At 72.5% G+C, this 24,865-nt stretch carries 16 protein-coding genes; 6 read left to right on the top strand and 10 right to left on the bottom strand.

Annotated elements, in window-relative coordinates:
* The first annotated feature begins 78 nt into the window (after positions 1 to 78).
* Complete coding sequence (locus AXF14_RS04855; RefSeq protein ID WP_084355363.1) at positions 79 to 1,632, top strand: MATE family efflux transporter; 1,554 nt, start codon at positions 79 to 81, stop codon at positions 1,630 to 1,632.
* 273 nt (positions 1,633 to 1,905) lie between these two features.
* Here AXF14_RS04855 and rplI read toward each other — a convergent pair whose 3' ends face one another.
* From rplI to AXF14_RS04830, 5 genes are all read right to left on the bottom strand, one after another.
* Entirely contained in the window at positions 1,906 to 2,361 is a 456-nt protein-coding gene (gene rplI / locus AXF14_RS04850; RefSeq protein WP_067941301.1) for a 50S ribosomal protein L9, read from the bottom strand.
* 15 nt (positions 2,362 to 2,376) lie between these two features.
* Positions 2,377 to 2,613: a 30S ribosomal protein S18 gene (gene rpsR / locus AXF14_RS04845; RefSeq protein WP_067779689.1), complete on the bottom strand. Its 237-nt coding sequence runs from the start codon at positions 2,611 to 2,613 to the stop codon at positions 2,377 to 2,379.
* Between the two features lie 141 nt (positions 2,614 to 2,754).
* Positions 2,755 to 3,324: a single-stranded DNA-binding protein gene (locus AXF14_RS04840; protein WP_067941300.1), complete on the bottom strand. Its 570-nt coding sequence runs from the start codon at positions 3,322 to 3,324 to the stop codon at positions 2,755 to 2,757.
* A gap of 29 nt (positions 3,325 to 3,353) precedes the next feature.
* Positions 3,354 to 3,641, bottom strand: a complete 288-nt coding sequence (gene rpsF, locus AXF14_RS04835) for a 30S ribosomal protein S6 (protein WP_067941298.1) — start codon at positions 3,639 to 3,641, stop codon at positions 3,354 to 3,356.
* Positions 3,642 to 3,967: 326 nt separating this feature from the next.
* On the bottom strand, positions 3,968 to 6,412 hold the full coding sequence (locus AXF14_RS04830; RefSeq protein WP_236756016.1) for a transglycosylase domain-containing protein: 2,445 nt from the start codon (positions 6,410 to 6,412) through the stop codon (positions 3,968 to 3,970).
* Positions 6,413 to 6,840: 428 nt separating this feature from the next.
* On the opposite strand from AXF14_RS04830, the gene AXF14_RS04825 reads away from it, so the two are divergent.
* Complete coding sequence (locus AXF14_RS04825) at positions 6,841 to 10,302, top strand: PPi-type phosphoenolpyruvate carboxykinase family protein (protein WP_067941296.1); 3,462 nt, start codon at positions 6,841 to 6,843, stop codon at positions 10,300 to 10,302.
* 199 nt (positions 10,303 to 10,501) lie between these two features.
* On the opposite strand, the gene AXF14_RS04820 is transcribed toward AXF14_RS04825, so the two are convergent.
* Positions 10,502 to 11,320, bottom strand: coding sequence for a MerR family transcriptional regulator (locus tag AXF14_RS04820; RefSeq protein ID WP_067941294.1), 819 nt, complete (start codon positions 11,318 to 11,320; stop codon positions 10,502 to 10,504).
* A 104-nt stretch (positions 11,321 to 11,424) separates the two neighbouring features.
* Here AXF14_RS04820 and AXF14_RS04815 point away from each other — a divergent pair, with 104 nt between their 5' ends.
* A complete protein-coding gene (locus tag AXF14_RS04815; RefSeq protein WP_067941292.1) occupies positions 11,425 to 11,982 on the top strand; it encodes a GNAT family N-acetyltransferase in 558 nt (185 codons plus the stop codon).
* 82 nt (positions 11,983 to 12,064) lie between these two features.
* Here AXF14_RS04815 and AXF14_RS04810 read toward each other — a convergent pair whose 3' ends face one another.
* The 4 genes from AXF14_RS04810 to AXF14_RS04795 all read right to left on the bottom strand — a co-directional run bounded on the left by AXF14_RS04810 (position 12,065) and on the right by AXF14_RS04795 (position 17,811).
* A complete protein-coding gene (locus tag AXF14_RS04810; RefSeq protein ID WP_067941289.1) occupies positions 12,065 to 13,393 on the bottom strand; it encodes an MFS transporter in 1,329 nt (442 codons plus the stop codon).
* Positions 13,394 to 13,554: 161 nt separating this feature from the next.
* Entirely contained in the window at positions 13,555 to 14,739 is a 1,185-nt protein-coding gene (locus AXF14_RS04805) for a 3-phosphoglycerate dehydrogenase family protein (RefSeq protein ID WP_067941287.1), read from the bottom strand.
* 37 nt (positions 14,740 to 14,776) lie between these two features.
* A complete protein-coding gene (gene serC / locus AXF14_RS04800; protein ID WP_067941285.1) occupies positions 14,777 to 15,865 on the bottom strand; it encodes a 3-phosphoserine/phosphohydroxythreonine transaminase in 1,089 nt (362 codons plus the stop codon).
* Between the two features lie 380 nt (positions 15,866 to 16,245).
* Positions 16,246 to 17,811, bottom strand: coding sequence for a CCA tRNA nucleotidyltransferase (locus tag AXF14_RS04795; RefSeq protein WP_084355361.1), 1,566 nt, complete (start codon positions 17,809 to 17,811; stop codon positions 16,246 to 16,248).
* 139 nt (positions 17,812 to 17,950) lie between these two features.
* Here AXF14_RS04795 and AXF14_RS04790 point away from each other — a divergent pair, with 139 nt between their 5' ends.
* From AXF14_RS04790 to AXF14_RS14405, 3 genes are read left to right on the top strand one after another with little or no spacing between them, the layout of a single operon-like run.
* A complete protein-coding gene (locus AXF14_RS04790) occupies positions 17,951 to 18,460 on the top strand; it encodes an NUDIX hydrolase (protein ID WP_067941283.1) in 510 nt (169 codons plus the stop codon).
* Positions 18,457 to 20,946, top strand: coding sequence for a DUF6049 family protein (locus AXF14_RS04785; protein ID WP_067941281.1), 2,490 nt, complete (start codon positions 18,457 to 18,459; stop codon positions 20,944 to 20,946). Before AXF14_RS04790 ends, AXF14_RS04785 begins: the two co-directional genes overlap by 4 nt.
* Positions 20,943 to 24,830 (top strand): murein biosynthesis integral membrane protein MurJ, encoded by a 3,888-nt coding sequence (locus tag AXF14_RS14405; RefSeq protein WP_067941279.1) that lies wholly within the window; start codon positions 20,943 to 20,945, stop codon positions 24,828 to 24,830. Before AXF14_RS04785 ends, AXF14_RS14405 begins: the two co-directional genes overlap by 4 nt.
* Positions 24,831 to 24,865: the final 35 nt, after the last annotated feature.

The raw sequence follows: 24,865 nt of genomic DNA, 5'->3' as shown, positions 1-24,865 counted from the left end.
GGGCTCGCGGTGCTCGTGGGGCGAGTTATCCCCAGGCGCGCGTGAGACACTGCAGGCCCCCGATCCCATGAGGAAGACGTGCCCGAGACCTCACCCCGACGCCACCCGCGGCGACGCCCCGCCCGCCCCCGACCCTCCGCACCCCGGTGCCCCGGAGCACCCGCGGACCTCGACCGGCGCATCCTCTCCCTCGCGCTGCCGGCCCTCGGAGCGCTCGTCGCCGAGCCGCTCTTCGTCCTCATCGACTCCGCCATGGTCGGGCACCTCGGCGCGGTCAGCCTCGCCGGCCTGTCCCTGGCCTCGACCGTGCTCACCACCGCCGTCGGCCTCTTCGTCTTCCTGGCCTACGCGACGACGGCGAGCACCGCCCGGCTCTTCGGCGCCGGGGACCGCCGTGGGGGCCTGAGGGCCGGCGTCGACGGCGCCTGGCTCGCCGCGCTCATCGGCCTCGTCGCCGGGTGCCTCCTCCTCGTCCTGGCGCCCTGGCTCGTCCACGTCCTCGGCGCGCGCGGCGACGTCGCCTCCGCGTCCGTCGCCTACCTGCGGGCCTCCGCGCCGGGACTGCCGGGGATGCTCATCGTCTACGCGACCACCGGGACGCTGCGGGGGCTGCTCGACACCCGCACGCCCTTCGTCGTCGCGACGGGCGGCGCGCTCCTCAACGTCGTCGTCAACGCGGTCCTGCTCTACGGCGTCGGGATGGGGGTCGCCGGGTCCGGCCTGGGCACGGCGATCACCCAGACCGCCATGGCGGTGGCCCTCACGGCGCCCGTGGTCCGCGCGGCCCGCGCCGAGGGCGTCGGCCTCGCGCCGCACCGCGACGGGCTGTCAGCCTCGCTGGGGGCGGGCACCCCGTTACTGGTCCGTACGCTCTCGCTGCGCGTCGCGATCCTCACGACCGTGTGGGCGGCGACGGCGCTCGGCGCGGTGCCGCTCGCCGCGCACCAGGTGGTCAACTCCCTGTGGAGCTTCGCGGCCTTCGCGCTGGACGCCCTGGCGATCGCGGCGCAGGCGCTCATCGGGACGGCGCTCGGTCAGGCCGACGCCGCCCACGCGGCCGACAACGCTCACGCCGCCGACGACGCCGCGGGGCCAGGCGCGGTCGCGCGGTCCGGTGGCGAGGGCACCGGGGCCACCGGGGCCACTGCGACCACCGTCGGGACGACCGACGTCCCCCGCGCTCCGACGACACCCGGCTCCGTCGAGGCGCCCCTGCCCATCGACGTCGTCCTGCGCCGCTGCCTCACCTGGGGCGTCGGCACCGGGGCGGCGATCGGGGTCCTCCTCGCCGTCCTCAGCCCGTGGCTGCCGCGGGTCTTCTCCTCCGACCCGGCGGTGACCTCGCTCGCGACGCCGGCCCTCGTCGTCGTGGCCACGGCCATGCCGCTGGCGGGCGCGGTCTACCTCTTCGACGGCGTGCTCATGGGGGCGGGCGACGGCCGCTACCTCGCCTGGGCCGGTCTGGCGAACCTCGTGCCCTACGTGCCGCTCGCGGTGGCCGTCGGGCACGGCTGGCCGGTCGACGGGCCGCACGGGCTGCTGTGGCTGTGGGGCGCCTTCGCGTGGGTGTTCATGGGGGCGCGCTGCCTCACGACCGGCCTGCGCGCCCGCAGCGACGCCTGGCGCCACTGAGCCGGCACCCCGGCCGCGGCGGTCGGACCAGTCACCGCCCAGGCGCCAGGGACCCCGGCCCCGTCGAGCTCGTACCTTGCGCTCCGAGACCACCAGCAAGGGTGTTGGTCTCGGAGCGCAAGGTACGAGCTCGGCGCAGCGGCCGAGCACGCGCAACCGAGGGTCCGGCCCGGGACAGCGCTCCCGCGCGGGCACGCCGGAGCCCCGGCCCCCATGACGGGGACCGGGGCTCCGGCGTCAGCTGACGCCCGAAGGCGTCAGACGCTGAGCTCGTCAGCGAGCGGCGACGACGTTGACCTCGAGGGGCGCGACGACGTCCTCGTGCAGACGCACGGAGGCGCTGTGGCGGCCGGTCGACTTGATCGGGGGGACGACCTCGATCTTGCGGCGGTCGATAGCGGGGCCGCCGGCGGCCTTGACGGCCTCGGCGAGGTCCGCGGTGGTGACGGCGCCGAAGAGCCGGCCGTTGGCGCCGGCGGTCGCGGTGACCGTGACGACGTTCTCCTGCAGCCAGGCGCGACCCGTCTGGGCCTGCTCGAGGGAGGCGATGGAGCGCTTGCGACGAGCCTCGGCCATCTGGTCGATCTGCTTCTGGGCGCCCTTGGTCCACGGGGTGGCCAGGCCGCGGGGCACGAGGTAGTTACGGGCATAGCCGTCCTTGACCTCGATGACCTCGCCGGTGGTGCCGAGGTTGGAGACGTCGTGCGTGAGGATGAGCTTGGTGGTCATGTCTCGGGCCTCCGATCAGCGAGCAGAGCTCGAGTAGGGCAGCAGAGCCATCTCGCGGGCGTTCTTCACGGCCTTGGCGATCTTGCGCTGCTCCTGGACGGAGACGCCGGTGACGCGGCGGGCGCGGATCTTGCCGCGGTCGGAGATGAACTTCCGCAGCGTGGCGGTGTCCTTGTAGTCGATGGTGCCGACCTTGATGGCCTTGACCGGGCCGACCTTCTTCTTCGGCTTACGAAGCTGAGGCTTCGCCATGGTGGTACTCCTTGCTTCGAGCGCCCCGGACGCTCATACGAGATTGGTGGGGGTGCGCCGCGCACCGGCTCGCGCCGGGTGCTGCGCTGTGGGAACGGGTCCTGCCGTGGGTGTGCCGGCCGACGACGTCGGACCGGAGGATCAGAACGGGGGCTCGTCGCCGAAGGACGTCGAGCCGCCAGTGGCCCACGGGTCGTCAGCAGCGCCGCCCTGCGGGGCGTTGTAGCTGCCCTGCTGGCCTCCGCCGTTGTTACCGGGGTAACCGCCTCCGTTGCCGCCGTTGTAGCCGCCTCCGTTGCCGGAGAAGCCACCGCCGTTGCCGCCGCCGAAGCCGCCCTGGCCGCCACCCGAGGTGCGGGTGACCTGCGCCTTGGCGCGGCGGAGGGACGGGCCGATCTCGTCGACCTGCATCTCGACGACCGTGCGGTTCTCGCCCTCGCGGGTCTGGTAGGACCGCTGCTGGAGACGACCCTGCGCGATGACGCGCATGCCCTTCGTGAGGGACTCGGCCACGTTCTCCGCCGCGTCGCGCCAGATCGAGCAGCGCATGAACAGCGTCTCCGCGTCCTGCCACTCGTTGGTCTGGCGGTTGAACGTGCGGGGGGTCGAGGCGATCGTGAAGGAGGCGACGGCCGCACCGGAGGGCGTGAAGCGCATCTCCGGGTCAGCGGTGAGGTTCCCGATGATCGTGATGACGGTGTCTCCGGCCATGCTTCTCTCCGTTCCCTGGTGAGTGAGGCTCAGGCCTCGGGGCGCAGCAGCTTGGTGCGCAGGACGGTCTCGTTGAGGCCGAGCTGGCGGTCGAGCTCCTGGGCGATCTCAGGCGTGGTGGTCATGTCGACGACGATGTAGAAGCCCTCGGGCTTCTTCTTGATGTCGTACGCAAGACGGCGCTTGCCCCAGACGTCGACCTTGTCGACGGTGCCCCCGTTGCTGGGGACGACCTGCAGCAGCTTCTCGAGGGACGCAGCGACGGTGCGCTCGTCGGTCTCGGGCTCGAGGATGATCATGATCTCGTAGTGACGCATGCTTGGTACCCACCTCCTCTGGACTATGGCGGTCACGGTCTCTCCGTGACAGGAGGGTGATGCGTTCGGCGCGTCGGCGCGGGCGGGTGCCCGACGGCGCAGCCAGGTCACGACCCTACCGGAGAGCGGCGGGCCCCCGGAAGGCCGGGGCCTCCGGCACCGCGTGCGGTGCGACACGTGCCCGCTCCCGCGGTGCCCGGTCCGCTGGTCCGCACGTGCTCAGGACTCGGTGCGCCTCCCGTCGACGACGACGGGCGGGCCCGGGGCCTCCTGGTCCCGGGCCCGCCCGTGGGCGCAACGGCGGCGAGCCGTGGTGGCGCCGTCGATCAGCCTCCGGCGCCCCTCGTCGTCGGCGCGGCGGGTTGCATGCCCGTACCCGCCGTCGCCTGCCCGGAGTTCGGGTTGTCGATGGAGCCGCCGTCGCCGGCGGTGGCCCGCGGGTCGGCGGCGTCCTGAGTCGCCTGCTCCTCCTGCGTGGGCTCCTGGGTCGGCTCCTCGGTGGGCTCGGTCGTGGCCTCCGGGGTCTCGACGGCGTCCTGCGTCGGCAGGGTCGTCTCCTCCTCGACGGCCTGGGTCTTGCCGTAGAGGCCGCCGGGCGTCCAGGAGCCGTCCGTGCGCTCCGGGAAGTACTCGACGGGCAGGTCGGCCAGCGCCGTCTGCATGTACTCCGTGAAGATCTCGGCGGGGTACGTCGAGCCGGTGATCTCGCTGTAGTAGCCCCACGGGGTGATCGACTCCTCGGAGCCGTCCGCGCCGGTCTGGAACAGGGAGACCGCCGTGGCGATCTGCGGCGTGTAGCCGGCGAACTGCGCCGACTTGTTGTCAGAGGACGACCCGGTCTTCGCGGCGACCGGGCGCCCCAGGGCGAGCGCCTTGGTGCCGGAGCCCGAGTTGACGACCTGCTGCATGGCGTAGGTGGCGTCCGCCATGACGCCGTCGTCGAAGACCTTGTCGCCGGAGGTGTCGCCCGTGTAGGCGACGGCGCCGTCGGCGGTCGTCACCTGGGAGACGATGTGGAGGGTGCGGCGCGTGCCCTGGCCGGCGAAGGTCGTGTAGGCCGTGGCGATGTCGATGGTGTGCGGCGAGGCCGAGCCGAGGACGTTCTGCGTGTACTCGTCGAGGCCCGCGGTGCCCTCCGGGTACCCGGCGCGCACGGCCACCTCGTTGGTCACCTTCGGGCCGAGGTCCTTGTTGAGCTGCAGGTAGACCGTGTTGATCGAGTAGGTGGTCGCCTTGATGAGGTTGCACCAGCCGTAGGAGACGTTCTCGTAGTTGTGGAAGGACGTGCCCTCGATCGTCATCGGGGAGGTCCCGTAGTAGCCGTTGGCGAGGGTGTCGCCGTTCTCGAGAGCGGCCACGAGCGCGAAGGGCTTGAAGGTCGAGCCGGCCTGCGCGACCGCGTCGGTGGCGGTGTTGACCTGGTTCTTGAGGTAGTCCTCGCCGCCGTAGAGGGCGAGGATCCCGCCGGTGGAGACGTCGACGGAGACGAGGGACTTCCGCAGGCTCGAGGAGGCCCCCTCGGGGAGGTCGTTGACCGCGGCGACGGCCGCGTCCTGGTCGGTCTTGTTGATCGTCGTGGTGATCTTGTAGCCGCCCGTGTCGACCTTCTCGTTGGAGATGCCGGCGGACTTGAGCTCGTCGCGGACCATCTGCAGGAGGTAGCCGTTGGTGCCGGCGTAGGTCTCCTGCTGGGCCTCGGTGGTGGTCTCGGGGAAGGCGGCCTGGTCGTACTCGTCCTGGGTGATGTACCCGTCCTCGAGCTCGTACGTCATGACGCGCTCCCAGCGCTGCTTGGCGGCGGTGGCGTCGATGGCGGGGTCCCAGGCGCTCGGGGCGGGCAGGATGCCGGCCAGGAGCGCGGACTCGGAGACGGTGAGGTCGGTGGCGTCCTTGTTGAAGAAGGCCTTGGACGCGGCCTGGATGCCGTAGGCGCCGCGACCGAAGTAGACCGTGTTGAGGTAGGAGTCGAGGATCTCCTCCTTGCTCATCTCGCGGTCGATCTTGATGGCCATGATGGCCTGCTTGAACTTGCCGGAGTACGAGGAGGTCGTGTCGACGTAGTAGTTCTTGATGTACTGCTGCGTCAGCGTCGAGGCGCCCTGGGTGGCGCCGCCGCGCATGTTGTTGACGAAGGCGCGGATGATGCCCTTGGGGTCGACGCCGTTGTTCGAGTAGAAGGTGCGGTCCTCGGAGGCGACGACGGCGTTGCCGACGTAGTCGGGGAGCTTCGAGGTGTCGATGATGGTGCGGTCGACCTCGGCGAAGGTGCCCATCTCCGTCTTGCCGTCGGCGTAGTAGACGGTGGTGGTCTGCGCCTGGGCGAACTGGCTGGGCTGGGGGACCTTGATGACGGCGTAGGCGACGGCGAAGCCGAGGACCATGAGCGCGATGAGGCCGAGGAAGCAGCCGAGCACGAAGCGCCACGACGGCACCCAGCGGTGGATGGGGCCCTTGCCGCGGCGCGGGTAGTTGAGGTGACGGCGCCAGCCCGTGGGCTTGGCGGCGACGGCGGTGCCCGCGGCGGCGGCCTTGGCGCCGCCCTTGGAGGACTTGCCCTTCGACGCCGACTTCGCGGCCGCCTTGGAGGCGCCCTTCCCGGACGAGGACGCCCCTGAGCCCTTCGCGCCCGCGGGCGGGATCGAGGCCGGGAGGTCCTCGGAGGCGCCGGAGCCGGCGCCCCGCCTGGGGTGCGACGACGAGCGTCCGGCCTTGGCGGCGTCGGAGAGCTTCCTGCCCTTGCGGGGGCCGCCCTGGTTCGCGGAGTCTGCCACGCGATCCTCGATTCTCCTCAGTGGGCCTGGGTCGGCCACGGGGCGGATGGTCGCACCATCCATGACTGCGGCCAAGTATGGCGGGCGAGACCCGGCCCCACCACTAGGAGGCGCACCGTGGCGCGGAACTGAGGGCATGGTCTCCCCCAACGGGTGCGTTCCGGGTGGGTGCGGCGCGAGGCTCACGACCGGGATCCGCGAGCCCCCGGGGAGGGTGCTCGGAGGCGTCGGGAGGAGGACCGGACGTCGTCTGTGAGGGCGAGGAGCCGTCGGGCTCGTGATCGGCGCCGTGCGCAGCCCCGTCGGCGACGCCGTCGGCGGGCCCGAGCGCGGCGGGCGAGCGGTGCAGCTCGAGGGCCTCCGGTGTGACCCGCGACGTAGGACGAACCGGTCGGTTGCGCGTCACACGCGACCGCTACGCTCGTGCCATGGACTCAACTGACGTTGCTGCTACGACCCCCGAGACCGACGCGCTCAACTCCGCGATCGCCCTCCGTCTCCAGCTCCTCGGCGTGGACGCGCCCGCGGACGCGGGCGACCCCGTCACCGAGAAGCTCGTCTCCCCCATCATCGCCCGCCAGCGCGAGATGGGCCGCCGCCTGGCGAACCGCCCCTGCGCGGCCGACCGCCGCATCCAGGCCTTCCTCGACTCCTACCTCGCCGAGGAGGAGGTCCACCCCCGCCTGCCCGGCGAGACCTTCGTGCTCGACCAGCCCGGTCTGTCCCGCGCGCTGTCCATCCCGATGGACGCCACCAGCTTCAAGTCCCCCTACGTGGAGAGCTACAAGATCGCCCAGGGCGTCCTCCACAACCCGCGCAACGACCGCCGCACCACCGCCGGCGTCTTCCACGTCGCCGAGGGCGGCCTGCCCATCCCGGACGACAAGAAGGCCGTCCCGCGCTCCGTCTTCGCCAAGCTCCTCGACCTCGCCTTCCAGGCCCCCGACGACCTCATGACCCTCCCCTGGTCCGCGAACCAGGAGGAGCCGGCCCGCTGCTTCGTCTCCCTGCAGCTGCGCCCGATCGTCGTCCCCGCGGTCCCCGGCTACACGCCGGAGCGCCGCATGGAGCTACGCTTCATCACCCCCGGCGGCCTCGTCTCCAACCTGGACTTCGTCGAGGGCATCTTCGGCAACGGCGGGGACCCGTACCTGCCCGAGAACGACGCCTCCCTCAACCCGGAGACCTGGACCGGCACCACGGGCTGCGTCGTCCTCGCCCCGCACCTCGACCACGTCACCAAGGCCTCCCTCGGCCTGCCCCGCTGGGAGGACGCCACCGAGCGCCAGCGCCGCGACGGCATGTGCTGGAAGGACGAGTCCGAGCTCTACAACGAGGGCAAGGCCTTCAAGCTCGTCGCCCGCGACGAGCGCGGCGTCATCGTCACGATCATCGCGGACAACTACTTCGGCTACGGCAAGAAGGAGGTCAAGACCCAGATCGGGTACTCGGCCAACCTCTTCGGCTGCGTCGAGGAGGAGCACGCCGGCGGCGCGCTCGCCTACCCGCGCTACAACCTCGGCCAGGAGTACACCGACGGGCGCACCCCCGAGGGCCTCACCATCGAGCACGTCCTGCGGCGCAACCCCGGCGTCTTCGAGCTCCAGGCCGACGGCTCCGCGCTCAAGCTCGACGATCCCTCGATCGTCCTCGTCCCGGGCGGCGCCCGCTTCTCCATGCGCACCCAGACCGTGACCTGGGCCCGCACGGACGGCACCGCCGAGTCGAGCGTCCCGCTCCTGTCGGACAAGATCTACGTCCTGCCCAACGGCTACCGCGTCCACGCCAAGCACCGCGAGGAGGACGGCAGTCAGTGGCACCTCGTGGGCACCGCCCCGTGGGCCACGCAGGCGCACAAGCCCGCCACCGTCTCCGGCGGCGGCAAGTCCGAGATCTCGAAGTCGCTCCTCGACGCCTTCGTCTACGGCGAGGCCTACGTGGGCGACGTCGACGCCGACCTCGACGCCGTTGAGGCCCTCCTGGGGCGCGACTACTCCGACCGCTACAAGGACCCGGCCCGCAACGGCAAGGACCACCGCGGGATCCTCGCGGCGGACCGCTCGCTCGGCTCCGTCATCAAGCTCTTCACCCGCTCCGAGAAGTTCAACGACGAGCACAACGCGCTCATCGAGTCGATCCCGGCGCACGTCAAGGAGCTCCTCTACACGGTCAAGCGCTACTCCGAGCCCTCGTGGGGCGAGGACTGGCGCAGCCACTTCTCGGTCGCCGGCATCAACGGCCGCCAGGGCAACTCGCTGCGCCTGGACGGGGAGATCGTCAAGGTCAACATGCTCCGCGTGGGCTTCGAGGACGACGGCGCCTGGCGCCTGCTGTCGCTGCGCCCCGACTTCTCCCCGGCCGCGAAGGTCCAGACCGAGGACGACATCTCGGCCTCGATCGTCGTCCCGGCCGGCTTCCAGTCGACGAAGGGCTCGAGCGTCTCCCGCAAGTTCGTGTCCAACTGCGAGTCGCTGCTCTTCCAGCGCCCCGACGACGCGATCGTGCGCGGCTACGACAAGCAGACCGAGAAGGACATGTCCGGCACCGGCCTGTTCATCTCGAACTTCCAGCCGCTCACCCCGGCCGACGCCCGCGCCATGGTCGCCGACGCCCGCGGCCTGTCGCGCTTCACCGCCCCCATGCAGGAGGCCGTGCGCCGCGCCGCCGCCGTCGAGGACGCCGAGGACCCGTCGCAGGAGTACTACTGGGTCTCCACCGCGAACCCGCGCCTCGTGAACGGCGTCCCGACGAAGAACCCGCGCTACCTCCAGCTGCGCCCGGACATCGCCGACAAGCGCCCCTCGGCCCTGGCGGACCTGTCGAGCCACCTCTTCCGCGACGTGCCGCTCACCGAGCCGGTCCGCCACAGCGTCGACGTCGTCGCCGCCGGCCGTCGCAACAACCCGCCGGAGCCGGGCGTGCCGGCCCTGTGCGCCTACAACCCGCTGCACTACATGGAGCTCCCGGAGCTCTTCATGGAGTTCATCTCCTCGATGACCGGCAAGTCCCCGTCGACGACGGGCGCCGGCAGCGAGGGCGCGCTCACGAAGTCGCCCTTCAACGCGCTGCCCCCGGTCTACGACCTCAACGCCTCGCTGCTCTCCTACGCGCTGGGCGGTTACGACGGCTGGCTGTCCTCGGCCGGCTACATCGGCCCGAAGGTCAAGGTCGCGCACGACATCTCCCTGCTCATCCCGGAGATCTTCTCCCGCATGAGCGAGGAGGAGCGCGACGCGCACAACCTCATCGAGGGCCGCTACCTCGAGAAGATCGAGGACTTCGAGTACGAGGGCCGCACGGTCGAGGCCTCGCGCCTGGGCTACCGCATGAACGGAGCCTTCGCGAACGCGTTCTTCGGGCGGATCTTCCTGCACCCGGACGTCGTCTTCACCGAGGAGATGCTCAAGCCGGAGCTCCAGGACCCGGCGATCTTCGCCGACTCCGTCGACGTCATCGTCAAGACCCACCAGGTCGTCGCCAAGCACTACGTCGACGACGGCTCCATCGAGTGGGCGGTCCCGCCGATCAAGGCGCTCCTGGAGATCATGTACTCCGGTGCGTCGGCCGAGGGCTGGACCCTCTCCAGCCCGGAGTTCCGCGCCCTGTTCGAGCGCGAGAACATCCTCGCCTCCGACTGGTACGCCGCCCGTGTCGACGCCAAGGTCGAGCACGACCGCAAGCTTGCCGAGGCCTCCATCAGGGCCCTCACCCGCTTCATCGAGACCGAGGGCAACGACCGGGTCGCCGCCCGCCTCGACATCGAGGGCCGTCTCGAGGCGGCTCGCGCCCGCCTCGAGGAGGTCACGACGCCGGCCTTCCGCGACAAGCTCGTCGGCACGCTCGGCCTCCAGCCGGTGCTCGCCGAGGGCGACCCGGTGGACGGCAAGTGAGCCGACGGGTCGGCTGAGACCGGCTCACCGGGCCCGCACGACGACGGAGCCCGTCGCCTCCCAGCGGAGGCGACGGGCTCCGTCGTGCTGCCGGACCACCGGGTGCGGCTCCGGCGTCAGCGCGGCCCCGGGCCGGGCGCGGGCACGCGGGCCGCGCGCCCGTGCCTGCTGGACGCGCGACCCGGTTCCCGGCGCGCCGTCACTCCCAATCTGCGGTGGCGTGGTCGACGCCGTGCGCGGAGGCGTTGGCGTCGATGACCTCCTTGAGCCAGGCGGCCAGGCCCGGCTCGAGGGCGTCGTAGTGGGCGGTCCAGCGGGGGTCGGCGACGTAGCCGCGAGCGATGAGGACGTGCTTGGAGACGGTCACCTCGAACCAGCGGGACAGGTCAGCCCGGTGCGCCTCGGCGAGCTCGTTCGCCCGCTCGGAGCCCGGCTCGACGCCCTCGCGCCTGGCTGCGGCGAGGCGGGCCTCGAGGGCGGCCGTCTCCTCGCGAGCGCGCGCGAAGTCCTCCTCGGTCATGGCGCTCTTCCGGCGCTCGGACTCGGCCCACTCGTCGGTGCCGCCCCAGCGCTGCTCGGCCTCCTCCTGGTACTCGGCGTTCCAGCCGGTGCCCCAGACCTTGGCCTGCTCGGCGGGGGTGAGGTTCTTCCTGTTCATCGTGCTCTCCATCATGGTGTCGACCGCGCGGACCATCCGCTGCAGGTGAGCGATGCGCTCCTGGAGGAGCTCGCGCTGACGCGCCAGGTGCTCGGCGGCGCCGGCACCGGGCTCGTCGATGACGCGGGCGACCTGCGCCAGCGGCATCCCGGTCTCCCGGTACACGAGGACGCGGTGGATCCGGGCGACGTCGTCGGCGTCGTAGAGCCGGTAGCCGGCCCACGAGCGCGCCGACGGGGTGACGAGCCCGATCTCGTCCCAGTGGTGGAGCGTGCGCACGGAGACGCCGACGAGCCGTGCGGTCGCTCCGACCGTCAGCTCGCCGTCCTCCGGTGTCGTCGTCGCCACTCCGGGTCTCATGGGCTCAGCATCCCCCTCGTGGGCTCCCCTGGCATCTCTCACGCCCTCGAGGCTGGTGCCTCACGCCGCGTGAGGGTCAAGCGCTGCTCCGCTACGGTCCGCTCGTGACGATCTGGACCGAGAAGCCCACCCTGTACGGCGAGCTGGTGACCCTGCGCCCCATCACAGCCGCGGACGCCGGGGTCGTCGACGCGTGGCTGCGCGAGGAGCCCGAGATCGCGCTCCTCATGGGCTCGGTCCACTCGCCGGAGGAGCCGAGCCAGGACGTCCCGATCGAGCGGATGCGGGAGGTCTACGGCCAGTGGGCGGTGAGCGAGGAGCGGCTCGTCCTGGGGATCGTGGACCGTGCGAGCGGAGCCCTGGTCGGCGAGGCCGTCCTCAACGACTGGGACGAGGGCAACCGGTCCTGCAACTTCCGGATCCTCATGTGCCGGGCGGGGCGCGGTCGCGGGCTGGGCACGGAGGCGACCCGGCTCATCACGGACTACGGCCTGTCCGTGGGGCTGCACCGCATCTCGCTCGAGGTCTACGCCTTCAACCCGGCGGCGCGGCGGGCCTACGAGAAGGCCGGCTTCGTCGCCGAGGGGCGGCTGCGGGACGCGCTGCTCTACGACGGCGAGTGGGTCGACGCCGAGGTCATGGCGAGGGTCGCGGAGGGCTGAGGCGCTCGGCGCCCACGCCGTTCGTCACGACAGGATGTCATCTTCCTCGGCGCGCAAGGCTCAAGCCCCCGATGCGGCGGCCTCAGGGGGCGGTCGTCCCGCCGCCGGGCACGGCCTCGACCTCCCGGGGTCGGTCGCCGAGGCGACGCACCCCGGTCGCGTACCACCCGGCCACGCACCAGACGAAGAGGACGAGGCAGGCCTGGACGGGCCGCGACCACCCGACGTCGGGCAGGACCAGGACCGCCACGCCGGCGGCCACGCACTCGGCCGTGTTGAACAGGACGTCGTAGATGGAGAAGGCGCGACCCCGGTAGGCGTCGGCGGTGTCCGACTGGACGATCGTGTCGACGGCGATCTTCGCCCCCTGCACCCCGATGCCGAAGACGAGGAAGCCGGCCGTCATCGCCGCCTGGGCGTGCGTGGCCACGACGACGAGCTGCCCGAGGGTTCCGCCGAGCAGGCACATGACGACCCAGGTCGAGGGCGCGACCCGCTCGTGGGCCAAGGGGGTGAGGACGACGGCGACGCCGTGGCCCACGACCATGGCGCCCATGAGGCTGCCGAAGATCGCCAGCCCCGTCGTCGCGTTCTCCGGGGAGGTAAGGAGGTTCCTCGCGGTGAGGATCATGGTGATGAGCTCCATGCCGTACACGAAGCGGTGCAGCGCCATGGTCGACAGAGCGAGCCCCGGGGTGCCGCGGCGGCGCAGGTAGCGGACGGCGTCGATCAGGTCCCCGGCGGTGCGAGCGAGTGCGGCGCCGAGGCCGGTGGAGAGGTCGGGGTGCTCGGGGCCGAGCTCGTCCGGGCGCAGGCGCGTGACGACGAGGGCCGCGAGCGCGTAGAGGACGGCGGCCGCGAGGAGGCTCGCGACGTCCTGGGCGTGACCGGCGGGGAGGACGAGCCGCAGGACGAAGCCGATGACCGCGCCCACCGCCGTCGCCGCCCCGCCGAGGGTGGGGACGATGGAGTTGGCGACGAGGAGGCGCTCGTGGTCGATGACCTGCGGGAGCCCGGCGGAGAGGACCGACAGGAGGAAGCGGTTGACGCCGAGCGCGACCAGGACGAGGACGTAGACCGGCAGCCCGATGCCCGCGACGGAGAGGACGAGCGCGGTGAGCGCGATGAGCCCGGCGCGCAGGAGGTTGCCCCACCACAGGGTCTGGCGCCGTCGCCACCGGTCGATGAAGGGCCCGGTGAAGGGGCCGACGACGCTGAAGGGCAGGAGCATGACGACGAGGGCGGCGGCGACGCCGGAGGCGCTCGTCATGTTCTGCGGCTGGAAGAAGAAGAGGGTGGCGAGGCCGGCCTGGACCATGCCGTCGCCGGTCTGGGAGACGAGCCGGACGCCGAGGAGGGTGCGGAAGGCCCGCACGGTCGCGAGGTCGCGGAGGTCGTCGGTCAGGCGCATGCCCTCATCGTGCCCTCCCGCCGATGGTGAGCGGATGAGTCCGGGACGCCGGTCGGCGAGGTGTCCCCCACCCGCCGGGGGGCCGTCCGGCCTCGGACCCGCAGGACGACGTCGGCCCCGGTCCGTGCGGGACCGGGGCCGACGTCATCGGGTGCTGCGCGTCAGAGGATGATGCGGGCGGACAGGACGCCGTCGATCGCGCGCAGGCGGGCGACGCCGGCCTCATCGACATCGCCCTCGACGTCGACCAGGGTGACCGCGAGGCCGCCGCGCGAGCGGTTGAGCAGGTTCGCGATGTTCCGGCCCGTCTCGGCGACGATCGTCGAGACCTGGCCGACCATGGTGGGGACGTTGCGGTTGACGATGACGAGGCGGTGCGTGCCCTCCTCGCGCGGCATGACGGCCTCGGGGAAGTTGACCGAGTTGTGGACCTGGCCCTCCTCGAGGAAGGCGCGGAGCTCGTCGACCGCCATGATGGCGCAGTTGCGCTCGGCCTCGGTGGTCGAGGCGCCCAGGTGCGGCAGCGAGATGCACTTGGAGTGCTTGTGCACCGCGGCGCTCGGGAAGTCGCAGACGTAGCCGCGCAGGCGGTCCTCGTCGAGGGCCTGGACGACGGCGGCCTCGTCGACGATCTCGGCGCGGGCGAAGTTGAGCAGGACGGCGCTCGGCTTCATGAGCGAGAGTTTCTGCATGGAGACCATGCCGTGGGTCGCGTCGATGAGCGGCACGTGGACGGTGAGGATGTCGGCCTTCTTGAAGACCTCGTCCATGTTGGCGGCGCGCTCGACGTCGGCGGACAGCTGCCAGGCGTTCTCGACCGTCATGGCCGGGTCGAAGCCGATGACGTCGAGGCCGAGGCCGAGGGCCGCGTTGGCGACCTTGACGCCGATGGCGCCCAGGCCGATGACGCCGAGGGTGCGGCCGGGCAGCTCGAAGCCCTTGAACTGCTTCTTGCCGGCCTCGACGGCCTTGGCCATGGCGTCGGCGTCGGAGTCGTCGAGCTCGTGGGCGTAGCGGGCCGCGGGGATGAGGTTGCGGGAGGCGATGAAGACGCCCGCGAGGACGAGCTCCTTGACAGCGTTCGCGTTGGCGCCGGGCGTGTTGAAGACCGGGATGCCGAGCTCGGTCATCCTGGCGACCGGGATGTTGTTCGTGCCGGCGCCGGCGCGGCCGATCGCGAGCAGGGAGGAGGGAACCTCCATGTCGTGCAGCTTGGCGGAGCGGACGAGGAGGGCGGAGGGCTCCTGGACGCCGGAGCCGACCTCGTAGAGGGCGTCGGGGAAGCGGGACAGGCCCGCGCCGTCGATCGCGTTAAGGGTCTGGACCTTGAAGGTCTTGTCAGTCATCGGGTGTCTCCTGGTGCAGAGGGCTTCGCGCGGCGGGTCAGGCGCGGGTGCGCTCGAACTCGGCCATGTACTCGATGAGGGCGGTGATGCCATCGTCGGTCATGGCGTTGTAGATCGAGGCGCGCATGCCGCCCACAGAGCGGTGGCCCTTGAGGTTCTTGAGTCCCGCGGCCTCGGCGCCGGCGAGGAAGTCCTTGTCCAGCTCGGGGTCCGCGAGGGTGAAGGGGACGTTCATCGCGGAGCGCGAGCGCTTCTCGACGGGGTTGGTGTAGAAGCTCGAGGCGTCGACGGCGTCGTAGAGGCGCGCGGCCTTGGCGTCGTTGCGCCTCCCCATGGCCTCGAGGCCGCCCTGGTCCTCGATCCAATGGAGGATGAGGCCGAAGAGGTAGATCGAGAAGGTCGGCGGGGTGTTGAGCATCGAGTCCTTGTCCGCCATGACCTTCCAGTCCCAGATGGACGGGGTGTCGGGGCGGGCGGAGCCGAGGAGGTCCTCGCGGACGATGGTGACGTCGAGGCCGGCGGGGCCGAGGTTCTTCTGGGCGCCGCCGTAGACGACGCCGAACTTCTCGACGTCGATCGGGCGGGACAGGTACATGGAGGAGACGTCCGCGACGATCGGGACGTCGCCGGCCTCGGCGGTGGGCACGAAGGGCATCGCGACGCCGCCGATGGTCTCGTTGGCGCAGTAGTAGAGGTACTTCGCGTCGGCCGGGACCTCGAAGGAGCCCTCGGCGGGGGTGGTGGCGTAGCCCGACTCGGCCTGGTCCGACACGATCGTGCCGGTGACGCCCTGGCGCTCGGACTCCTTGACGGCCTTCTTGGACCACTGGCCGGTGAGGATGGCGGCGAAGGAGTCGCCGCGCTGCGTGAGGTTCTGGGGGATGGCGGCGAACTGGCCCGTCGCACCGCCCTGGAGGAAGAGGACCTTGTAGGAGTCCGGGACGCCGGCGAGGCGGCGGAGGGTGGCCTCGGCGTCCGCGGCGCACTCGACGAAGTCCTTCCCGCGGTGGGAGACCTCGAGCACGCTCATGCCGGAGGATCGCCAGTCAGTGAACTCGGACGCGGCCTGCTCGAGGACGGGCAGGGGAAGCTGGGCGGGACCGGCTGAGAAGTTATGCACGCGCATGCCTCATGGTCCCGTGGACCTCGTCTGGCAGGCAATGGCGTCTTACCTATTGAGGTGATGGGCACCTCACAGGGTATTCGGGGCGGGAGCCGCGCGTTCTCCCCGCGAACTGTGCGTCGGGCTGGGCGCGCTGACGGCGCCGTCCACCCCACGCCCGCACAGCGGCAGACATCCTCGGCAAAGTGCGACGCCGTCGGCGTCGGCCTGTGCCGAGGATGTCTGCCTGTACGTGCTGCAGCTGCGGCTCAGGCCGTGCGGCGGCCACGACGGCGGACTGCGGTACCGGCGAGGAGCAGACCGACGAGGGCCGGCGACGGCGACGTCTGCGAGTAGGGGCGCCCACCGCCCTCCTCGGCCCGTGAGAACGACCGGCGCGATTCTCACTCCCCGCGCGCGGCCCACCAGGCGTGCAGGGCCTCGCGGGCGAGCTCCTCACCGATCGGGCCCTTCTCCATGCGCAGGTTCATGAGGAAGCGGTACGCCTCCCCCACGACGGGTCCCGGCTCGATCCCCAGCTCGGCCATGATCTGCTGGCCGTCGAGGTCAGGGCGGATCGCGGCGAGCTCCTCCTGCTCGGCGAGCTCGGCGATCCGCGCCTCGAGGTCGTCGTAGGCGGCGTCGAGCATCCGCGCCTTGCGCCTGTTCCGCGTCGTGACGTCGGCGCGCGTGAGCCGGTGGAGGCGCTCGAGCAGCGGCCCGGCGTCGGTGACGTAGCGGCGAACCGCGGAGTCGGACCAGCCGGCGTCGGCGTAGCCGTGGAAGCGCAGGTGCAGCTCCACGAGGCGCGAGACGTCCTTGATGGTCTGCTTGTCGAACTTGAGGGCCGTGAGCCGCTTCTTCGTCATGCGGGCGCCGACGTGGTCGTGCCCGTGGAAGGTGACGGTGCCGTCGGGCAGGAAGCGGCGCGTGGCCGGCTTGCCGACGTCGTGCATGATCGCGGCGAGCCGCAGCTCGAGGTCGGGGGCGGGGACGGGGCCGTCAGGGCCGGTCTCGAGCGCCATCGCCTGGTCGAGGACGGTGAGGGTGTGCTGGTAGACGTCCTTGTGGCGCTTGTGCTCGTCGACCGTCTCCACGAGGGCGGAGAGCTCGGGCAGGACGACGTCGGCGACGCCGGTGTGCACCATGAGCTCGAGCCCCCGGCGCGGCCAGCGGCTGATGAGGAGTCGCTCGAGCTCGGCGCGGACGCGCTCGGCGGAGACGATCCCGAGGCGCGGGGCCACCTCCTCCATGGCGGCCATGACGTCGGGCTCGACGTCGAAGCCGAGCTGGGCGGCGAAGCGCGCGGCGCGCATGATGCGCAGCGGGTCGTCGTCGAAGGACTGGACGGCGCTCACGGGGGTGCGGAGCACCCCGGCGCACAGGTCCTCGAAGCCGCCGCAGGGGTCGACGAGCTGGAGGTCAGGCAGCCGCAGCGCCATGGCGTTGACGGTGAAGTCTCGCCGGGTGAGGTCGCCGGTGAGGCTGTCCCCGTAGGCGACGTGCGGCTTGCGGGAGCCGATCTCGTACTCCTCGGTGCGGTAGGTCGTCACCTCGACGACGGCGTCGCCCTTGCGCGCCCCGACGGTGCCGAACTCCTTGCCGACGTCCCAGCAGGCGTCTCCCCAGGCGGTGAGGATCCGCTCGGTCTCCTCCGGCCGGGCGGAGGTCGTGCAGTCCAGGTCGTGCGGGGTGACGCCGAGGAAGGCGTCGCGGACCGGCCCGCCGACGAGGGAGAGCTCGTGGCCGGCGCGCGCGAAGAGGTGCCCGAGGGCCGCGAGCGAGGGGGGCAGCACCTCGAGGGCGCGCCGAGCGGTCGCGGTGAGGCCGGAGTCGTCGACGGGCTCGTCCGCGAGCGCGGCGAGGTCCGGGGCCGGGGTCGCGGCGCCGGCGGGATCCGCGGGGCTCGTGGCGGCCTGCTCTCCGACGGCGTCGGCGGTTTTCTCGGTGGGCGTGGGGGCGTTCGTCATCGCGGCCAAGCCTGCCACGAAGCGGAGCGGAGTCCCGCCCGCGAGCGCCCCGGTCCGACCGCCGTCGACGCCACCCTCAGGGGCACGCGCCACCTCCCGGTGGGCACGGGCTCCCCGTGGAACCGCCTACAGTGTCCCCATGCCCACCCACCGCACTCGACGACCCCGCACCGGCTCGCAGCCGCGTCGGACGAGTGCGCGCTCCCTGCCCGTCGTGGACGAGACGAGCGCCGGCGGCCTCGTCGTCGACGTCCAGCACGGCCAGGCGTACACGGCCGTCATCGCGCGCCGGAACCGGGGCGGGCGCCTCGAGTGGTGCCTGCCGAAGGGCCACCTCGAGGGCGAGGAGACGGCCGAGCAGGCCGCCGTCCGCGAGATCGCGGAGGAGACCGGCATCAACGGCCGCGTCCTGCGACACCTCGCCACCATCGACTACTGGTTCGCCGGGGACGACCACCGCGTCCACAAGGTGGTCCACCACTTCCTCCTCGAGGCCCTCGGCGGGGACCTCACCACCGAGAACGACCCGGACCACGAGGCCGAGGACGTCGAGTGGGTCGCCCTCGACGACGTCGCCCGACGCCTCGCCTACCCCAACGAGCGGCGCATCGTCGCCGCCGCCCGCGAGATCCTCGTGGGGGACGGTTGAGGTCGACCGGTCAGCACCCTGCCGGCCGCGCCACCGCGCCCGCAGGCCCCCGGCCCGCCCCGGCCCGCCGGTCCGAGCAGCCGCTCCGGGGCCGTCTCGCGTCGGCCCTGACCGTCCTGGGCACGGCCCTGTCCGCCCTCGTCCTCGTCCTCGGCGCCTCCCCCACGGCCCCGGCGAGCGCCGCCTCGACCTCCTCGATGACGACGACGTCGGCCACCGCTGCGATCGGCGCCGTCACCCCTGCGGTCTCACGGGCGGCCGACAAGGTCGTCGACGGCAAGGTCACCGTCACCATCGACGCCCTCGACCACGAGGTCCTCAGGGGCGACGAGGACCTCACCGTCACCGGCACCATCGCCAACGGCACCGACGCCGCCGTCTCCTCCCTCTCGCTGCGGGTGGACGTCCAGAACCGCACCGCGCTGAGCAGCGCCGAGCTCGCCGCATGGCTCGACGAGGACCAGACGGGCGGCCTCACCACCGTCCTCACCCAGGACCTCGACGAGGCGGTCGAGGCCGGGGCGTCCCGCGCCTTCAGTCTCAAGGTCCCGCACGACAGCCTGCCCCTGTTCTCCTCCGACCAGTGGGGTCCGCGCGGCGTGCAGGTGACGGCCCTGGCCTCGGGCACGGAGCTCGCCGGCGACCGCACGATCGTCGTCTGGGACGACGACGTCGCCGTCTCCCCGACCCGCGTCACCACCGTCGTCCCCGTCACGGCCTCACCCGCGGAGCTCGCCCTCCTCACCTCCCCCGGCGGCGAGGCGGCCGTGGCCGCCTCGGTGAGCGCGAGCGCCGAGCCCACCGAGGAGGCGACCGCCTCCGCGACGCAGGCCGGCACGGCGGAGGAGGACTCGACGGCCGAGCAGGTCGCGGCGGTCCGCGAGCGCGTCCTCGGCCTGCTGTCCCTGGCCGGCGACGGCGTCGTCCTCGCCGTCGACCCCGCCCTCATGGAGGCCCTCGGGGTCCCCTCCGACGCCGCGGCCTCGGCGGGTGCCACCGCCTCCCCCACGGCCTCCTCCACCGCGTCGGCGCAGGCGACCGGCAGCGCCTCCGCGACACCGACCGCGAGCGCCGCGCCCACCGCGACCGCGAGCGAGCAGGCCTCCACCGAGCCCACCGTCGCCCCCACCGAGCCCACCGGCGCCGCCGCCGACTCGAGCACGGAGGCGAGCGCCACGACGGACACCGAGCTCGTCGACGCCCTCAAGGGGGCCGCCGCCGAGGGCGACGTCGTCGCCCTGCCCTGGTCGGACGCCGACGTCGCCGCCCTCGCCCACCTCGGCCGCGGCGACCTCATCACCTCCGCGACCTCGCGCTCCGCCGTATCGGGAACCGTCGAGGACGGCGCCTCCACGGGCGTCGCCTGGGTCGCCGACACCCTCGACACGAGCACCCTGAGCGCGCTGGGCGGCACGACGACCACCGTCATCGCCTCGCCCGGGGACCTCCCCGTCGCCGAGGACCTCACCTACACGCCCTCCGGCACGACCGTCGTCGACGGGCGCACCGTCCTCGTGCCCGACACCGACCTGTCCTCGGCGCTCGGGGGCCGCCTCACCACGGACGCCGGGGAGACCAACCTGTCGGACCTCGACGCCCGCCAGGTCCTGCGCGCCGACGCCGCGATCCTCACCCGCCAGGCGCCCTCCGTCTCCCGCGACGTCGTCGTCACGCTCTCGCGAACCCAGGCCGCCCGCACCGACCCCGAGGTCCTGCGCACGAGGATCGCCGCCCTCTCCGACTCCGGGTGGACGGGCGCCCAGGGCCTCGACGACCTGCTTGCCGACGCCGACCAGTCCTCCCGGGAGGGCCGCGACGCCGCCCGGCAGGACCTCCCCTCGGAGCAGCGGGCCGCCAGCGAGGTCTCCGCCGCGGACCTCACGCGCGCCACCCAGGCGGCCTCCTACCTCAGCTCGGTCGCGAGCGTCCTCGAGGACCCCTCCGCGGTGCTCGGCCGGCAGGGCGACGTCGTCGCCACGACCGCCTCGGCCTCGTGGCGCACGGACACCGCCGGCCGCGACTCGAACATCGCGGCCGCGCGCGAGGCGGGCGACGCCGTCGCCGCCGGGCTCACGGCCGTGCCCTCCTCGACGATCAACCTCATCAGCTCCAACGCCGACCTGCCGGTGCGGATCACCTCCTCACTCGACCAGGACGTCACCGTCCGCGTCCACCTCGTCCCGAGCACCCAGCGGCTCCAGGCCGACGCCGACACCACCGTGACGGTCCCCGCCCGGGGCGAGGTCACCTCGAAGGTGCCCGTGACCGCCGTGGGCTCCGGCGACGTCGAGCTCACCATCGAGGTGCTCGCCGCCGACGGCACGAGAGTCGGGACGCCCACCACCGTCCACATGCGCGTGCGCGCCGACTGGGAGAACCTCGGCACACGCGTCATCGGGGTCGGCCTCGTCATCATGCTCGCGGCCGGCATCACGCGTACCGTGCGCCGAGGCCGACGCACCGTCACACCCCAGGAGAAGGCATGAGCACGTCCCCCGCGGGATCCAGCGCGAGCAAGGCCGCCGAGGGCGGCGGCTCGGTCGCGCGCTCGAGCGCCATCATGGCGGCGGGCACGCTCGCCTCGCGACTGCTCGGCTTCGTCCGCAACGCCCTCCTCGTCGCCGCCCTCGGCGCCACGGGCTCCGGCGCCGCGGACGCCTTCAACATCTCCAACTCGCTGTCGACGCAGCTCTACAACCTGCTCATCGGCGGCATCCTCAACGCGATCCTCGTCCCGCAGATCGTCCGGGCGCTGCGCAAGCCCAACGGCGACGAGCTCGTGAACCGGCTCCTCACGGCCGCCTCCATGCTGCTGCTCGTCGTGGCCGGGATCCTCACGGCGGCCTCCCCGCTGGTCATCATGATCTACGCCTCCGGCCTGGGGCGCTGGCAGCCGCTGGCCTTCGCCTTCGCCTTCTGGTGCATGCCGCAGGTGTTCTTCTACGGCCTCTACGCCCTGTGGGGGCAGGTCCTCAACGCGCGGTCGAGCTTCGGGCCCTACATGTGGTCCCCGGTTCTCAACAACCTCATCTCGATCGCCTCGCTCGTCGCCTACCTCAAGATCTACGGCGGGTACGCCGGCGGTCAGGACCCCTCGATCTGGACCTTCGACCGCATCGCCCTCATCGGTGCGACGACGACGCTCGGCATCGTGCTGCAGGCGGTCGTCCTCTACGTCCCGCTGCGGAGGATCGGCTTCAAGCCGCGGTTCATCTGGGGCGTGCGGGGCATGGGCCTGGGCGAGACGTCGAAGGTCGCGCTGTGGGCCCTCCTCGGCGTGCTCCTGGCGAGCGTCGGCGACTGGGCGACGACGAACCTGTCCTCCCGCGCCCTCACGGCCGGCGAGTCGGCCGCCTACGCGCACGTCGTCGTCCCGTCGACGACCCTCTACGCCAACACGCAGCTCATCTTCATGCTGCCGCAGTCGCTCATCACCACCTCGATCATCACGGCGCTGTTCACGCGCATGAGCGAGAAGGCGGCGGCCGGGGACTCCGACGGCGTCCGCGACGACTTCTCCCTCGGCCTGCGCAGCGTCGGTGTCTTCACGGTCCTGTGCGGCTTCGGCATCTCGGTCTTGGGCGAGCCCGCGCTCCAGGCCTTCGTCCCCTCCCTGTCGCTGGACGCCGCACAGGCCGCCGCGCCGATGATGACGATCCTCGGCATCGGGGTCATCACCCAGGGCCTGTGGTTCACCGTCCAGCGCGTCATGCTCGCCTACGCGGACACCAAGCGCCTCCTGCGCGCCGACGCCGCCGTCGGCCTCACCATGGTCGTCTTCTGCCTCGGCGCGTACCTGCTCGCCCCCGCGACCCAGTGGATGGCGTGGGCCTGCGCGGGCATCGTCGCCGGTCACACGATCGGCACCGCGATCACCATCCCGCTCCTGCGGCGCCACGTGCCCCACCTCGACGGCCGCCGCATCATGACGACCTACGCGCGCCTCGTGGTCGCGGTCCTGCCGGCCGCCGCCGTCGGCTACGCCCTTCGCCGGGTCCTCGGCCCGGCCGACGGCACGATGACGGGCACGCGCGCGACGGACGCCGTCGTCATCGTCGTCCTCGGCGCCCTCGTCATGACGCTCGTCTACCTCGTCGTGGCGCGTCTCCTGCGGATCTCCGAGCTCTCCATCCTCTTCTCCCGCCTGTCGCGCGTCGTCGCGAGGATCGGGCGGATCCTGCCCGGCGGAGCCGGTCGCGCGACGGGCCGCCTGGCCGAGCGCCTGGCGCCGGCCCCGGTCGCCGTGACCGCGCGCGCCGGGGAGTCCGAGGCGATCCCCGCCGTCGACGGCGCCGCGGCGCCCACCGAGCAGGCCGTGGCCGCCCTGGCCGAGGAGCACCCCGGCACCGGGTCCGACGACGAGCCCGACGACGACGCGGGCTCCGCCGACGACCTGCCCGGCGGTCCCGACGGCGGTCCCTCCTCGGGTCCGTCCCGCGGCCCCTCCGGCCCCGGGACCTCATCCGACGCAGCAGCCGCACCCGCCCCAGGGGCCCCGTACCACTGGCCGGGAGCGCGCCCGGGCGGCGCGCTGGAGCGGTCCGAGGGCGGCGCGAACCGTACACTCGGCACGCACCCGAAGCCCCAGACGTCCCGAGGAGGAGCGAGAACGATGAGCGAGAGCACGCCCATCGGCACCGGCCGCTACGAGCTGGTCTCCACCCTCCCGACCACCCTCCCCCGCGTGGTGCGGCACCTGGGCCGGGACACGATCCTCGACCGCGAGGTCACCGTCCTCACCCTGGGCAACGCGACCGAGCACCGCGAGGACGTCCTGCGGGCCGCCTCGCGCGCCGTCCTCATCGAGGACCCCCGCGTCCAGCGCGTCTACGACGTCGAGCAGGGCGACGGCTCCTTCATCGTCATGGAGCCGGCGGCCTCCCGCACCCTCACCTCCCTCGTCGAGGAGGGGCTGAGCCCCGAGCAGGTGCGCGCCGTCGTCGGCGAGACCGCCCAGGCGCTCGACATCGCCTCGCGCCGCGGTCTCAACCACCTCCATCTCTCCCCGGACTCGGTGCGCCTGCGCCCGGACGGCTCCGTCCAGGTGACCGGCATCGGCATCGAGGCCGCCGTCCTCGGTCTGGACGTCGAGGACGAGGACGACCCCCTCGCCTTCGACCGGACCGACGCCCGCTCCCTCGTCGAGCTCCTCTACTACGGCCTCACCCGCCGCTGGCCGGGCAAGCGCTCCGGCATCCCCTCGGCCCCCTTCCACGGCGACGCCCCCGCGGCGCCCTCGACCCTCCTGCCCGAGGGCTCGGCGGTGCCCGACATCGACCGCGTCGACGCCCTCGTGGAGCGCACCTGGGGCGGCCGCCCGCCGATCTCCGCGGCCGAGGTGGCCCGGACCCTGTCCCCCTGGGACGCCTCGGTGCTGCCCGCCACCGAGGAGTCGGGCGAGGCCGCCGCGGCCCGCTCGGCCGGCATCGCCTCCGGCCCGCTGGGCGTCCTCGGACGCCTGCGCGGCCGCTCCTCCGCCCACGCCGCCCCGCGCGGCTCCCGCTCCCAGACCGCCGACGTCGCCGCCGAGGGCCAGGACGCCACGGCCGCTGAGGAGCGCCCCGCCTTCGTCGTCGTCCCGCCCGAGGAGGCGCAGGCCGCCCCGGCACCCGCCCCGCAGGCCCCGGCCCCGGTGCCGTCCTCGGTGAGCGCCGACGACGCCACCCTCATCGAGGACGACGAGGACGAACCGGACGAGGAGGAGGACGAGGTCTCGCGCTCGGTGAGCCGGACGACCTTCGTCGTCCTCGTCGCGATGCTCCTGGCCGTCCTCATCGGCGTGTTCTTCGCCGTGTCGAACCTCCTCCAGCTCTTCGGCGTCCGCGTCACCGACGACGAGGTCCCCGCCGCCAAGACGGTCCCGACCGTCACCTCCCAGGCTGCGGACGCGGGCGACGGCACCGCCGCGGCGACGCCGTCGGCCTCCGCGTCGCCGACCCAGGCCGCGCCGATCGCGCTCGCGAGCGCCGAGTCCCTCGACCCCTACGGCGACGACTCCGAGCACCCCGAGCTCGCCGCGACCCTCATCGACGGCAGCACCGACGGCGGCTGGTACTCGCGCTACTACGCCTCGCCGTCGCTGGCCTTCAAGCAGGGCATCGGCGTGGCCGTGACCCTCCAGCAGGCGGCTGAGGTCTCCTCCATCGAGATGCAGGGCACCGGCACGGGAGGCAACGTCCAGATCCGCGCCACGAGCGCCGACGACCCCCAGGGAGGAACCCTCCTCGCCGAGGGCGCCTTCACGGACGGCACCACCACCTTCAGCTTCCCGGCGACCAACGCGACGACCATCGTCGTGTGGATCACCGACCTGCCGACCTCCTCGGACGGGCTCAACAAGGCGACTATCTCGGAGATCACTCTTCGATAGGACCCTCCTGGGGGAAGAAAGCACTCCCATCAGCG

It is taken from the genome of Actinomyces radicidentis (genome assembly GCF_001553565.1).
Lineage (GTDB): Bacteria > Actinomycetota > Actinomycetes > Actinomycetales > Actinomycetaceae > Actinomyces > Actinomyces radicidentis.
The sequence above is the reverse complement of the archived record's forward strand: the minus strand, read 5'-3'. Positions and strand labels throughout refer to the sequence as shown.

What these genes read in the sequence shown, in the direction of transcription:
- AXF14_RS04840 (WP_067941300.1), bottom strand. Translation starts at nt 3,324, where the DNA reads ATGGCCGGAGACACCGTCATCACGATCATCGGGAACCTCACCGCTGAC.
- AXF14_RS14405 (WP_067941279.1), top strand. Translation starts at nt 20,943, where the DNA reads ATGAGCACGTCCCCCGCGGGATCCAGCGCGAGCAAGGCCGCCGAGGGC.
- rpsF (WP_067941298.1), bottom strand. Translation starts at nt 3,641, where the DNA reads ATGCGTCACTACGAGATCATGATCATCCTCGAGCCCGAGACCGACGAG.
- serC (WP_067941285.1), bottom strand. Translation starts at nt 15,865, where the DNA reads ATGCGCGTGCATAACTTCTCAGCCGGTCCCGCCCAGCTTCCCCTGCCC.
- AXF14_RS04820 (WP_067941294.1), bottom strand. Translation starts at nt 11,320, where the DNA reads ATGAGACCCGGAGTGGCGACGACGACACCGGAGGACGGCGAGCTGACG.
- AXF14_RS04805 (WP_067941287.1), bottom strand. Translation starts at nt 14,739, where the DNA reads ATGACTGACAAGACCTTCAAGGTCCAGACCCTTAACGCGATCGACGGC.
- rplI (WP_067941301.1), bottom strand. Translation starts at nt 2,361, where the DNA reads ATGACCACCAAGCTCATCCTCACGCACGACGTCTCCAACCTCGGCACC.
- AXF14_RS04825 (WP_067941296.1), top strand. Translation starts at nt 6,841, where the DNA reads ATGGACTCAACTGACGTTGCTGCTACGACCCCCGAGACCGACGCGCTC.
- AXF14_RS04790 (WP_067941283.1), top strand. Translation starts at nt 17,951, where the DNA reads ATGCCCACCCACCGCACTCGACGACCCCGCACCGGCTCGCAGCCGCGT.
- AXF14_RS04795 (WP_084355361.1), bottom strand. Translation starts at nt 17,811, where the DNA reads ATGACGAACGCCCCCACGCCCACCGAGAAAACCGCCGACGCCGTCGGA.
- rpsR (WP_067779689.1), bottom strand. Translation starts at nt 2,613, where the DNA reads ATGGCGAAGCCTCAGCTTCGTAAGCCGAAGAAGAAGGTCGGCCCGGTC.
- AXF14_RS04810 (WP_067941289.1), bottom strand. Translation starts at nt 13,393, where the DNA reads ATGCGCCTGACCGACGACCTCCGCGACCTCGCGACCGTGCGGGCCTTC.